Origin of the sequence: Streptomyces sp. NPDC060002 (assembly GCF_042737245.1) — a bacterium.
In the GTDB taxonomy this organism is placed as follows: Bacteria; Actinomycetota; Actinomycetes; order Streptomycetales; family Streptomycetaceae; genus Streptomyces.
Genome location: NZ_JBHWUW010000003.1, coordinates 324746 through 337446, shown reverse-complemented (window position 1 = coordinate 337446; position 12701 = coordinate 324746). Strand labels below are relative to the sequence as shown.

Annotated in this window: 10 protein-coding genes and 1 pseudogene; 4 read left to right on the top strand and 7 right to left on the bottom strand. The window is 70.2% G+C overall.

What is annotated here, in order from left to right; all coding sequences use genetic code 11:
• Nucleotides 1-40: 40 nt before the first annotated feature.
• The 3 genes from ACFWBD_RS05270 to ACFWBD_RS05260 form a co-directional block, all read right to left on the bottom strand.
• Complete coding sequence (locus ACFWBD_RS05270) at nucleotides 41-877, bottom strand: aldo/keto reductase (RefSeq protein ID WP_385662858.1); 837 nt, start codon at nucleotides 875-877, stop codon at nucleotides 41-43.
• Nucleotides 878-1048: 171 nt separating this feature from the next.
• Complete coding sequence (locus ACFWBD_RS05265; protein WP_385662856.1) at nucleotides 1049-2875, bottom strand: AMP-dependent synthetase/ligase; 1827 nt, start codon at nucleotides 2873-2875, stop codon at nucleotides 1049-1051.
• A 299-nt stretch (nucleotides 2876-3174) separates the two neighbouring features.
• Complete coding sequence (locus tag ACFWBD_RS05260; RefSeq protein ID WP_385662853.1) at nucleotides 3175-4674, bottom strand: MFS transporter; 1500 nt, start codon at nucleotides 4672-4674, stop codon at nucleotides 3175-3177.
• A 125-nt stretch (nucleotides 4675-4799) separates the two neighbouring features.
• Between ACFWBD_RS05260 and ACFWBD_RS05255 the strand changes: the two genes are divergently transcribed.
• Nucleotides 4800-5795, top strand: a complete 996-nt coding sequence (locus ACFWBD_RS05255; protein WP_385662901.1) for an Lrp/AsnC family transcriptional regulator — start codon at nucleotides 4800-4802, stop codon at nucleotides 5793-5795.
• A gap of 164 nt (nucleotides 5796-5959) precedes the next feature.
• On the opposite strand, the gene ACFWBD_RS05250 is transcribed toward ACFWBD_RS05255, so the two are convergent.
• The gene (locus tag ACFWBD_RS05250) at nucleotides 5960-6871 is read right to left on the bottom strand and encodes a LysR substrate-binding domain-containing protein (RefSeq protein ID WP_385662898.1); all 912 of its coding nucleotides are present in this window, start codon (nucleotides 6869-6871) and stop codon (nucleotides 5960-5962) included.
• 153 nt (nucleotides 6872-7024) lie between these two features.
• On the opposite strand from ACFWBD_RS05250, the gene ACFWBD_RS05245 reads away from it, so the two are divergent.
• The 3 genes and pseudogenes from ACFWBD_RS05245 (at nucleotide 7025) to ACFWBD_RS05235 (ending at nucleotide 9022) form a co-directional block, all read left to right on the top strand.
• Nucleotides 7025-8041 (top strand): bile acid:sodium symporter family protein, encoded by a 1017-nt coding sequence (locus ACFWBD_RS05245; protein WP_385662850.1) that lies wholly within the window; start codon nucleotides 7025-7027, stop codon nucleotides 8039-8041.
• Nucleotides 8042-8295: 254 nt separating this feature from the next.
• Nucleotides 8296-8475: pseudogene (locus tag ACFWBD_RS05240) on the top strand (MarR family transcriptional regulator); the annotation flags it as partial.
• A 19-nt stretch (nucleotides 8476-8494) separates the two neighbouring features.
• Nucleotides 8495-9022, top strand: a complete 528-nt coding sequence (locus tag ACFWBD_RS05235) for an isochorismatase family protein (protein ID WP_385662847.1) — start codon at nucleotides 8495-8497, stop codon at nucleotides 9020-9022.
• A gap of 72 nt (nucleotides 9023-9094) precedes the next feature.
• On the opposite strand, the gene fdhD is transcribed toward ACFWBD_RS05235, so the two are convergent.
• Genes fdhD through ACFWBD_RS05220 form a run of 3 tightly spaced genes read right to left on the bottom strand, consistent with a single transcriptional unit; the run spans nucleotide 9095 to nucleotide 12699 of the window.
• On the bottom strand, nucleotides 9095-9979 hold the full coding sequence (fdhD, locus tag ACFWBD_RS05230) for a formate dehydrogenase accessory sulfurtransferase FdhD (protein ID WP_385662844.1): 885 nt from the start codon (nucleotides 9977-9979) through the stop codon (nucleotides 9095-9097).
• 7 nt (nucleotides 9980-9986) lie between these two features.
• Entirely contained in the window at nucleotides 9987-10847 is an 861-nt protein-coding gene (locus ACFWBD_RS05225) for a 2Fe-2S iron-sulfur cluster-binding protein (protein ID WP_385662842.1), read from the bottom strand.
• A gap of 28 nt (nucleotides 10848-10875) precedes the next feature.
• Nucleotides 10876-12699 carry an NADH-ubiquinone oxidoreductase-F iron-sulfur binding region domain-containing protein gene (locus ACFWBD_RS05220; RefSeq protein WP_385662840.1) on the bottom strand — a complete coding sequence of 608 codons (1824 nt, stop codon included), beginning with the start codon at nucleotides 12697-12699 and terminating at the stop codon, nucleotides 10876-10878.
• Between the last annotated feature and the right edge of the window lie 2 nt (nucleotides 12700-12701).

Sequence of the window (12701 nt, the reverse complement as noted above, 5' to 3'; positions counted from 1 at the left end):
CCCCCGGGTCAGGGGGCGCCCTCGACGCGTGCGGGGAACCTCAGCCGACGTCGAACGTCGCCGGGTCCGGACCGATACGCCGGTCCTCGTTGAGGGCGCTGATCGCCGCCAGGTCCTCGGTGTCCAGGCTGAAGTCGAACACGTCGATGTTCTCCTTGATCCGCGACGGCGTCACGGACTTCGGGATCACGACGTTGCCGAGCTGGAGGTGCCAGCGCAGCACGACCTGGGCCGGGGTGCGGTTGTGCTTCTGGGCGATGGCCACGACCGCCGGGACCTCGAGGAGGCCCTTGCCCTGGCCGAGCGGCGACCAGGCCTCGGTGGCGATGCCCTGCTCCGCGTGGAACTCGCGCGAGGCGTGCTGCTGGAGGTGCGGGTGCAGCTCGATCTGGTTGACGGCCGGGATGACCGACGTCTCGCCGATCAGCCGCTCCAGGTGTTCCGGCAGGAAGTTGGACACGCCGATGGCCCGCACCCGGCCGTCCGCGAGGAGCTTCTCGAACGCCTTGTACGAGTCCACGTAGCCGTCGCGAGAGGGCAGCGGCCAGTGGATGAGGTACAGGTCCAGATAGTCCAGGCCGAGCTTCTCCAGCGAGGTGTCGAACGCGCGGAGCGTCGAGTCGTACCCCTGGTCGCTGTTCCAGAGCTTGGTGGTGACGAAGATGTCCTTGCGGGGCACGCCGGAGGAGGTGATGGCCTTGCCGGTGCCCTCCTCGTTGCCGTAGATCGCCGCTGTGTCGATGCTGCGGTACCCGGCCTCCAGCGCGGTGGAGACCGCCTGCTCGGCCTCGTCGTCCGGCACCTGCCAGACACCGAAGCCCAGCTGGGGCATCTCCACGCCGTTGTTGAGGATGATCGGGGGGACCTTGCTGCTCACGAGCTCTTGATCCTTCGGTTGTCCGTCAGTGTGGTACTCCCATGGTCAACGAACACGGCGAGTGATGCATTCCTGACCCCCGAATTCGTCTCGGGAGCCCGTGTCGTCAGCCCGCCGCGGGAGCCCGCCTGGGGAGGTTGGGAAACGTGCCTCACGCCGCCGTCGGCAACCTCACGAGCGGTACAGCGCGTCGACCTCGTTCGCGTAAGCGTTTTCGATGGCCTTGCGCTTCAGCTTCAGCGACGGAGTCAGCAGTCCGTGCTCCTCCGTGAACGGCTGGGCCAGGATGCGGAAGGTGCGGATCGACTCGGCCTTCGAGACCAGCGTGTTGGCCGCTACGACGGATCGGCGCACCTCCGCCTCCAGATCCGGGTCGCTCACCAGCTCGACCGGGGTCAGCTGCGGTTTGTTGCGCATCTGGAGCCAGTGCTCGACGGCCTCCTGGTCGAGGGTGACCAGGGCGGCCACGAACGGCCGGTCGTTGCCGACGACGATGCACTGGTTGACCAGCGGATGATCACGCACCCGCTCCTCCAGCAGCCCGGGCGAGACGCTCTTGCCGCCGGAGGTCACCAGGATCTCCTTCTTGCGGCCGGTAATGGTGAGGTAACCGTCTTCGTCGAGTGATCCCAGGTCGCCGGTGGCCAGCCAGCCGTCGTGCAGGCTCTCGTCGGTGGCCTTGGGGTTGTTGAGATAGCCCTGGAACACGTTTCCGCCGCGCAGCCAGATCTCGCTGTCGTCCGCGATGTGCACGGTCATGCCGGGGATGGCCTGGCCGACCGTGCCGTATCTGGTGCGTCCGGGCGGGTTGGCGGTCGCGGCCGCCGTAGTCTCGGTCAGACCGTAGCCCTCGTAGATCTGCACGCCAGCGCCGGCGAAGAACAGGCCGAGCTTGCGGTCCATGGCCGAGCCGCCGGACATGGCGTGCCGCACCCGGCCGCCCATCGCCGCGCGCACCTTGGAGTAGACGAGCTTGTCGAACAGCTGGTGCTGCATACGCAGACCCGCCGAAGGACCGGGCCCGATGCCCCACGCCTTCGCCTCGACCGCCTCGGCGTAGTTCACGGCCACGTCGACCGCCTTCGCGAACGGTCCCGCCTTGCCTTCGCGCTCTGCCTTGCGGCGGGCCGCGTTGAAGACCTTCTCGAAGATGTAGGGCACGGCCAGGAAGAACGAAGGCCTGAAAGCGGCCAGGTCGGGGAGCAGGGCGGCCGCGTGCAGCTGGGGCTGGTGGCCGAAACGGACCTTGCCGCGGATCGCGGCGATCTGCACCATCCGCCCGAAGACGTGCGCGAGCGGCAGGAACAGCAGGGTCGCCGCCTCGTCGCCCTTCTTGGAGTGGAAGACCGGCTCCCAGCGCTCGATGACGGTGTCCGCCTCGAACATGAAGTTGCCGTGCGAGATGACACAGCCCTTGGGCCGGCCCGTCGTACCCGAGGTGTAGATGATCGTCGCGGTCGAGTCGGGGGTAACCGCTTCCCGGTGCCGGTGCACCACGTCGTCCTCGATGCCGGCGCCGGCGTCGTACAGCTCCTGCACGCAGCCCGAGTCCAGCTGCCACAGCTGCCGCAGCCGGGGGAGACGGTCGATGACGGTGGCGATCGTCATCGCGTGGTCCTCGTGCTCGACGATCGCGGCCGTGCACTCCGCGTCGTAGAGCATCCAGAAACACTGTTCTGCCGAGGAGGTCGAGTAGACCGGCACCACCTGGGCGCCGATCGTCCACAGGGCGAAGTCGAAGAGCGTCCACTCGTAGCGGGTGCGGGACATGATCGCGACGCGGTCGCCGAAGCGGATGCCCCGCGCGAGGAGCCCCTTGGCGAGGGCGAGGACCTCGTCGCGGAACTCGCCTGCGGTCACATCCCGCCACTCGCCCCCCTCGTCCTTGCGGCCGAGAGCGACGTACTGCGGGTCATCCTGGGCGTGCTGGAAGACGACGTCGGCCAGACCGCCCACCGGCGGTGCCAACGCCAACGGAGGGTTGGTGAACTCGCGCAAACCCGCACCCCGCTTCTCATGGCCGCACAGCGCCGTGAAAGCTACCCCACCAAACGACGGGAGGGGAGGGGGGCGGAAAACGAGTGATGCTCTCGTCTGTGCTGGTCAGTGCCGGAAAATAGGCTCACATGGGGAAGGGTCGGACAGATTACTGACGGACGAGTAAGTTTCGGCACCGTAATCTCCACCGAATCTGCCCGTACCGATTACCCCGCCCGCCCTTCCGAGGCCGGTCGCGGCCCGCGCCGCCCGAGCCGTGATCTCAACCCCTGATCTCGAGATCACGGGCGGGGGCGCCGTCACGGCCGGGGTGCCGCCCCTTCCTTGGACAGTGCGGTCGTGTCCGTCTCCGTCGTTGCGGCCACCGCCGCGCGCGGCGGCCTGACCAGGACGAGGACGAGCGCCGCGGCGATCACGCCGGCGCAGCCCGCCGCCACCAGCGCCGCGTCGAGCCCGGCGGCGAACGCGGACCGCAGGGTGTGCTCGGAGAACGTGCCCCGCAGCGCTCCGGCGCCACCGCCCGCCAGCGCGTGTGAGGCGTCGTGCGGGAGGGTGTCGGTCATCCGGGAGGTCACCACGGTGCCGAAGACGGCGACGCCGAGCGCGTAACCGAGCTGCCGTACGGTGTTCACGGCTCCGCCCGCCATCCCGGCCCGCGCCGGTTCCACCGAGGCCAGCGCCGCCCCGGCGGCGGTAGGAGCGACGAAACCGGTTCCTATGCCCACCAGCACGAACCCGGGGACCAGTGCCGTCCAGTCCGAACCGGCGCCGAGCACGGCCTGGCAGAAACAGCCCGCGCCGATCAGCAGGAGTCCGCCGCCGATGGTCAGCCGGGCAGGAACGCCGTGGAACCGCTTGCCCACCACGACCGCCGTGACCATGGCCGCCATCGTCATCGGCAGCAGCGTGAGTCCACCGCGCACCGGGCTCATCCCCAGCAGCGTCTGCATCCAGATGGACAGGTACGGCGTCACCCCGAACGCCACGCCGTTGAAGGCGAGAGCGCCCACCATCACCCCCACGAACGCGGGCCGGCGCAGCAGCGACAGGTCGAGCAGCGGATGGGCCGCCCGCCGCTCCGCCAGCACGAAGCACGCCAGGGCGAGCGCGGCGAGCCCGAACGAGGTGAGCGTCGCCGACGCCGTCCAGCCGTCCTCACCGGCCCGTACGACGGCGTACGCGGTCCCGCCCGCGAAGACCGCGAAGGTCGCCGTGCCCGCCCAGTCGACCCGCATCCCGCGCGGCCCCCTGGACTCCGGCACCGCCTTCAGCGTCAGCCACACCGCGGCCACGCTCACCGGCAGGTTCACGTAGAAGATCCATCGCCAGCCGGGCCCCTCCGTCAGCAGCCCGCCCAGCACCGGCCCGACCGCCGCGGCCGCGCCGCTCACCGCGCCCCACACCCCGAGCGCGGCCGACCGCTGCCGGCCCTGGTAGACCGAGCCGAGCAATGGCAGCGTCGTCGCCAGCATCGCGGCCGCTCCCACGCCCTGAAGGGCCCGGGCGGCGACGAGGGTGTCCGGCCCGCTCGCGAGCCCGCACAGCAGCGAGGCCGCCGCGAACACCACCACCCCCACCACGTGCACCCGGCGGCGCCCCAGGATGTCGGCGGTGGCCCCCGCTCCCAAGAGCAGCGCGGCCAGCGCGAGCGCGTACCCGTCGACGACCCATTGCAGGTCACTCAGCGAGGCGTGCAACGCCCGCGCCATGTCCGGCAGCGCCACGATCACGATCGTCACGTCCAGCAACAACATGAACGTCCCCAGGCACACCGCTGTCAGCGGCCCCCATGTGCGCATGTCCCACTCCTCGATATGTCCTCTGCGATGACTGCGTAGCGCTCCGTACGATGGACTGGATGCGGCCGATCACCGTGGTATTCAGTGTTCTGTCGACGGAATCCGACGGAGAGAGGTCGTTGGAGATGGAATTCCACGCCCATGGCAAGCTGGACGGACTGGATCTTCAGTTGCTCTCGGCGCTGGAGGTGGACGGGCGGGCCTCCTTCAGCAAAGTCGGCGGGGTCCTGGGCGTCTCCGACCAGACGGTCGCGCGCCGCTTTCGCAGGCTCAGCGCCGAGGCCGGCCTGAGGGTCGTCGCCGTCCGGGACGCGGAACGCCTCGGCCAGGACCAGTGGATGCTGCGGCTGCGCTGCGTTCCCGACAGCGCCACGGTCATCGCCGACGCGCTCGCCAAACGCCCCGACACGTACTGGATCGGCCTGGGCTCCGGCGGCACCGAGATCGTCTGCATGACCCGGCCCCGCCACCCCGGCGACCACGACGACCTGCTCCTCGGCAAGCTCCCGCGCACCCCGAGCGTCGTGGAGATCCGCGCCCAACAGCTCCTCCACCGCTTCTACGGCGGGCCGACCGGCTGGTTGCGGAAGTTCGGCACACTGGACGAGGAGCAGGTCGCAGTCCTCACACCGCGCCACGACGCGAACGCGACGACGGGACCGGCCCGTATCGAACCCGAGGACGAACCCCTGCTCGCCGTCCTGGAACGCGACGGCCGCGCCACCTACCCCGAACTCCAGCGCGCCACCGGTCGCTCCGAGTCCGCCGTCAAACGCCGCCTCGCCGCCCTGCTCGCCTCGGGCGCCGTCTACATCGACGTCGAGTACCACTCCGAGTTCCTCGGCTACCCCCTGGCCGCCGTCCTGTGGATCACCACGGCGCCCTCCGCCATGCACGCGGTCGGGGAAGCGCTCGCCACCCACGACGAGATCGCCTTCGCCTCGGCCACGGCCGGCCCCTCCCACATCGTCGTCACCGCGGTGGTCCGGGACACGGCGGGCCTCTACGCCTACCTCAGCGGGCCTCTGGGGCGCCTGGAGGGCGTCCAGCACGTGGAGGCGACGCCGTTCATGAGACGGGTCAAGCAGCTGACGTATCAGCATGCCGGCGGTAGGCGGTAGGCGGTAGGCGGTAGGCGGTAGGCGGTAAGCGGTAAGCGGTAAGCAGTGGGCGTGGGGGCGGGCTGTCATGGTCGATATGTGATTTTTCGGTATGCAATATGCGGCGCTGAACGACCGGCACACCGCACCCGCACACTGCACGCCGCATGCGGTGTGCCGGTCGTTCAGCCCGCACCGCCTCCCGGCAGGTCGAGCCGTCGACCGGCTCCCGCCACCCGTCGGTGCAGCCGGTCGCCGCCCGCCAGGATCGCCGCCGCCAGAGCGTCCGCGGCGCCCTGGGCCGAGGTGCGTCTGCGTCCGTGCACCAGCACGAAGTCGACCTGCCCCAGTTCCGGCAGTCCGGCCCGTTCCGGGATCCGCACCAGGCCCGGCGGGATCAGGCCTCGCGAGTGGGCCATCACGCCGAGGCCGGCCCGGGCCGCCGCGATGAGGCCGTTGAGGCTGCCGCTCGTGCATACGATCCGCCAGGCCCGCCCCTGCCGCTCCAGCGCCTCCAGGGCCAGGGCGCGGGTGATGCCGGGAGGCGGGAACACGATGAGCGGGACCGGACGGTCGGCGTCCAGCCGTAGTCGCTCCGCGCCGATCCACACCAGTCCGTCGTGCCACACCAATTCGCCCCGCGGATCCTCGGGGCGTCTCTTGGCCAGCACCAGGTCCAGTTTTCCGGCGGCGAGTTGCTCGTGCAGGGTGCCCGACAGTTCCACCGTCAGTTCGAGGTCGACCTCGGGGTGGTCGTGGCGGAAGCCTTCCAGGATCTCCGGCAGCCGGGTCAGTACGAAGTCCTCGGAGGCGCCGAAGCGCAGCCGGCCGCGCAGCCGGGTACCGGTGAAGAACGCCGAGGCCTGCTCGTGGACGTCCAGGATCCGGCGCGCGAACCCGAGCATCGCCTCACCGTCCTCCGTCAGTTCCACGGAGTGCGTGTCCCGGGTGAACAGCGACCGCCCGGTCGCGTCCTCGAGGCGTCGTACGTGCTGGCTGACCGTCGACTGACGCAGCCCGAGCCGCCGCGCGGCCTGCGTGAAGCTCAGGGTCTGGGCGACGGCGAGGAAGGTACGCAGATGGGAGGGCTCGTACACGCCCGCCACCGTAGCCTCCAGGAGCCCTGTCATCGCGATTCATGATGACAGTGAGAGCGGTATACCGGATTCCCGATCACGGATCGGAGGAGGACGATGGGGAGGGGCTCTTCGAGCCCGGACGTCAGCCCATCGAACAGCACGTGGAGCACCGTGAAACGCCTGCACTGGCCGAGTCGGATGCCGGTCGACCCCTACATCCTGCTGTTGCTCGGCACCGTCGGGTTCGCGGCGCTGCTCCCGGCGCGCGGTGCCGCAGCCGACGTGGCCTCGGGCGCTTCGACGGCCGCGATCGCCTTCCTCTTCTTCCTCTACGGCGCCCGGCTCTCCACCCGTGAGGCGCTGGACGGGCTGAAGCACTGGCGGCTCCACGTGACCGTCCTGGCCTGCACCTTCCTGGTCTTCCCGCTGCTCGGCCTGGCCGCGCGCGGCCTCGTCCCGGTGTTCCTCACCCAGCCGCTCTACCAAGGGCTGCTCTTCCTCACCCTCGTGCCGTCGACGATTCAGTCGTCGATCGCCTTCACCTCCATCGCCCGGGGCAACGTGCCCGCCGCGATCTGTGCGGGCTCCTTCTCCTCGCTGGTCGGCATCGTCGTCACCCCGCTGCTCGCGGCGGCCCTGCTCGGCGGCAGCGGTGGCGGCTTCTCCGCGGACTCCTTGGCCGAGATCGTGGTGCAACTGTTCGTACCGTTCGTCGCGGGTCAGCTGCTGCGCCGTTGGATCGGCGGGTTCGTCACCCGGCACAAGAAGGTGCTCGGACTCGTCGACCGAGGCTCGATCCTCATGGTCGTCTACACGGCGTTCAGTGAGGGCATGGTCCAGGGCATCTGGCACCAGGTCAGCGCCGTGCGGCTGGGCGGGCTGCTCATCGTCGAGGCCGTTCTGCTCGCCGTGATGCTCGTCCTGACCTGGTACGGCGGCAAGGCGCTGCGGTTCAACCGCGAGGATCGCATCGCCATCCAGTTCGCGGGCTCCAAGAAGTCCCTCGCCTCCGGGCTGCCGATGGCGAGCGTCCTGTTCGGCGCGCACGCGTCCCTGGCGGTGCTGCCGCTGATGCTCTTCCACCAGATGCAGCTGATGGTGTGCGCGGTCATCGCCAAACGCCGGGCGAGGGATCCGCTGGAGGCGTCGCGGGAACCTGCCGACGAGAGGGCATCGGCTGCGGCGTGAGATCGTCGCCGGTCGCCGGTCGCCGGTCGCCGGTCGCCGGTCGCCGGTCGCCGGTCGCCGGTCGCCGGCGGTCCGCGGGTGGTCGCGGGGCAACCGTATGTAATGTGCGTTCGACCGCGTCCTGGCTTCCGTAGACCGTGGACCTGTAGACCTGTAGACCTGCAGACCGTCGGCTCACGGCACCAAGACGACCTTGCCCGAATCGGCCCGTGACTCGATCGTCGCGTGCGCCTCGGCCGCGTCCTCCAGGGCGACCGGAGCCGCACGACCGCCGGAAGAACGCGGTGTCACTCACCGACGAGGGGCGACGGCTGTTCCGGCGCTGCGAGAAGGCCGTTCGGGAGGCGAACGACGTACCCCTCGCCCCGCTCTCCGCCGCCGAAGGCGACCACTTCATGGGCATGTTGATCCGGATTTCCGGCACGGAGGGCTGACGGCGGATAACGTTCCGTCATGACCGCAGCTCTCCCACTCGTCCCCGCGCACAGCGCCCTCGTCCTCGTCGACCTGATGGACCGCATCGTCGCGTTGCCCCTGGAGCCCCACAAGGGAACCGAAGTACTCACTGCCGTGGAGGAGTTGGCGGCGGCGTTCCGCTCGGCCGGCGCGCTCGTCGTCCTCGTCCGCGTCGAGCGTCCCGGCGTCGCCGAGCAACCACCCGGCAGCGGATTGGTCCAAGGGCTATACCAGGAGGGCGACTTGGAGATCGTCAAGCGAACGATCGGTGCCTTCCAGGGGACCGGCCTGGACGATCGACTCCGCGAACAGGGCGTGAAGACCCTCGTGTTCGGCGGTATCGCCACCAACCTCGGCGTCGAGTCCACCGCCCGTGCCGCCGGCGACCTCGGTTACGACCTGGTCTTCGTCGAGGACGCGATGTCCGCTCTCACCGGGGCCGAACACGAGGCTTCGGTGAAGCTGGACTTCCCCCGGCTCGGGACCGTGGCGCGCGCGACCGACGTGCGATTCACGAGCGGCTGAGGCGGGGCCCCTGCGGCGCAGGGGGCGCTCCCCGCCGGCCGGGGCCCCGCCGCCGTGCCGCGGGGAACCGGGTCAGCCCTGGGCGGCCGCGGTCCGCAGGGTGATGCGGTCCTCACCCGCGTACACGTTCATGGAACTGCCCCGCAGGAAGCCCACCAGTGTCAGCCCGGTCTCCGCGGCCAGATCGACGGCCAGGGAGGAGGGCGCCGAGACCGCCGCGAGCATCGGGATGCCCGCCATCACGGCCTTCTGCGCCAGTTCGAACGAGGCCCGGCCCGACACCAGCAGGATCGTCCGCGACAGGGGCAGCTCCCCGTTCTGGAGGGCACGGCCGACCAGCTTGTCGACCGCGTTGTGCCGTCCCACGTCCTCGCGTACGTCCAGCAGCTCGCCGTCCTCGGAGAACAGGGCGGCCGCGTGGAGCCCCCCGGTCCGGTCGAAGACCCGCTGGGCCGCGCGAAGCCGGTCGGGGAGGCTTGCGAGCAGTTCGGATTCGATCCGGAGCGGGGGAGTGTCCGCGATGGGCCAGCGGGCCGTCGTGCGGACCGCGTCCAGGCTCGCTTTTCCGCACAGACCGCAGGAGGAGGTGGTGTAGACGTTCCGCTCGAGGGTGATGTCGGGCATCGTCACGTCGGGGGCCGTCCGGACGTCCACCACGTTGTAGCTGTTGGACCTTTCCCCACTCTCGGCTCCGCTCGACCGGGAGGGGCCCCCACCCGTCGCGCCCGCGCAGTAGACGATATTCAACAGATCGGACGTGGCGGCCAGCACGCCTTCGCTGACCAGGAAGCCGGCCGCCAGCGCGAAGTCGTCACCGGGTGTGCGCATCGTGATGGCCAGCGGTTTGCCGTTCAGCCGGATCTCCATCGGCTCCTCGGCGACCAGGGTGTCCGGCCGGGCGGAGACCACCCCGTCCCTGATGCGGACCACCTTGCGTCGTTCGGTGACTCGTCCCATGTCGTGATCAGCCCCGGTTCTGTACGTGCTGGTAGCCGAAGCGGCCCTTGATGCAGAGATTCCCGTGGGTCACGGGGTTGTCGTGCGGTGAGGTGACCTTCACGATGTCATTGTCCTGCACATGGAGTGTGAGGTTGCAGCCCACCCCGCAGTAAGCGCATACGGTCGTGGTCTGCGTCTGTGCCGATTCGTCCCAGTCTCCGGCCGCTCGCCGGTCGTACTCGGACTTGAACGACAGCGCTCCGGTCGGGCACACCTCGATGCAGTTCCCGCAGTAGACGCACGCCGAGTCGGTGAGCGGAGCGTCGTGCTCGACGGCGATCCGGGCGTCGAAACCACGCCCCGAGACGGAGATCGCGAAGGTGTTCTGCCACTGGTCACCGCAGGCGTCCACGCACTTGTAGCAGAGGATGCACTTGTCGTAATCGCGTACATACAGATCGTTGTCGATCTTCGGTTCCTCGTTCAGCCGTGCCGCGTCGGGGCCGAAACGATCCGGCTTCGCGTCGTACTCCTTGATCCATTCCGCAACCATCGGTGTCGTGGAAAGGTCGGCCGAGGACGCCAGCAGCTCGAGAACGATCTTGCGGCTGTGCCGGGCGCGCTCGGTGTCGGTACGGACCTCCATGCCGGGCTCCGCCCTGCGCGAGCAGGCCGGCACCAGGGTCCGGGAGCCCTCGACCTCCACGACGCAGACCCGGCAGGCGTTCTTCGGGGTGAGTGTGTCGCCCTGGCACAGGGTCGGGACGTCCTTCCCGGCGGCCCGGCAGGCGTCGAGGATCGTCGATCCCTCGGGCGCCCGGGCCTCCTGCCCGTCGATCGTGAACTCCACCAGCCGACGCGGCACTCCCAGCGGTATCGCGGTCATATTGCGGCTCCTGTGCGGACGGTCGCGGTCATTCGTACGCCCCCAGACGGTCGATGGCGGATTCCACGGCGTTCCACGCGGTCTGGCCCAGTCCGCAGATCGAGGCGTCCCGCATGGCGCGGCCGACCTCGCGCAGCAGGGCGATGTCGTCGGCGGCGTCGGCGCCGGTCCGCTCCGCGATCCGGTGCAACGCCTCCTCCTGCCGCACGGTCCCGACCCGGCAGGGCACGCACTGCCCGCACGACTCGTCCCGGAAGAACTCGGCGATGCGCAACAGCAGTCGGGGCATCGGCACGGTGTCGTCGAATGCCATCACCACTCCCGAACCGAGCGTCGTGCCCGCCTCCCGGGTGCCCTCGAAGGTCAGCGGGACGTCCAGTTCGTCGGGCCGTACGAAGCCGCCGGCCGCGCCACCGAGCAGTACGGCACGCAGGCCTGCGCCGACCCCGGCGAGGGCGAGGAGTTCGCCCAGCGTGGCGCCGAAGGGGAGTTCGTACACGCCGGGGTGCTCGACGGTGCCCGACACGCAGAACAGTTTGGGCCCGGTGGATCCGGACGTGCCGATCGCCGCGTAGGCCGGTGCGCCCATGGTGAGGATCGGCAGAACGTTGACCAGTGTCTCCACGTTGTTCTCGACCGTCGGCTTGCCGAACAGGCCCTTCTCCACGGGAAAGGGCGGTTTCGAACGAGGCTCGCCCCGGTACCCCTCGATGGAGTTGAACAGGGCCGTCTCCTCGCCGCAGACGTACGCGCCGGCGCCTCGCCGGATCTCGATGTCGAAGGCGTAGCCCTGGCCGAGGATGTCGTCGCCGAGAAGACCCCGAGCGCGCGCACGGTCGACCGCATATTGCATACGGTGTAGGGCGCGCGGATACTCGCCGCGGAGGTACAGGTACCCCTTGTGCGCGCCGACCGCATACCCCGCGACCGTCATCGCCTCCACCAGTGCGTACGGGTCGCCCTCCATGAGTACGCGGTCCTTGAAGGTGCCCGGCTCGGACTCGTCCGCGTTGCACACCAGGTAGTGCGGACGGTCGGGCCGGGACGCCGTGGCCTGCCACTTGCGGCCGGTGGGGAAGGCAGCGCCGCCACGCCCGAGCAGACCGGAGTCGGTGACCTCGCGGATGACCCCGGCGGGACCGAGCGCGAAGGCGCGGCGCAGGGCCGTGTAGCCGCCGTGAGCCCGGTAGTCGTCGAGCGACGACGGGTCGGCCACGCCGACCCGGTTCAGCAGGATCAGCGACGGGTCCCCGGCCTGGGGCACCGCGCGCGCCGCCGGCCGTTCCTCGGGCGCCGAGCCGGGGGCGCTCGCGGCGAGTACGGCCGCCTCGACGCTCGTCGGCGCCGACACCGCCGTACGCACCGGATCACCCGCCTTGACCGCGAGCGCGGCCGGGGCGCGCTCGCACAGGCCGAGGCAGGGGCTGCGCTCGACGGCCACACCGCTGCCCGGGCCCAGGCGGGACTCGATCCCCGCACACAGTGCGGGCGCGCCCGCGGCGGTGCAGGCGAGGTCCGTGCACACGTGGAGCACGGTGGCCGGCCGTGGTGCCACCGAGAACATCGCGTAGAAGGTGGCGACGCCGTAGGCCTCCGCAGGAGGCACGGTCAGGCGGCGGCACAGGTAGCCGAGTGCGCCCTCGCTGATCCAGCCGATTCGGTCGCTGATCGCGTGCAGCCCCGGCAGCAGCAGGTCGCGGCGGTCCCGGGCCTCGCGTCCGCCCCGCGCCCACCGCAGGTCCGCGTCGGAACGGTCGGCGCCCTCCCACGAGGACTGCGGTGGACCGAACAGAGCGTCCACGGCCGCGCGTTCGTCGTCCGTCGGTTTGCTGTCACCGAAGTGCAGGTCCACGA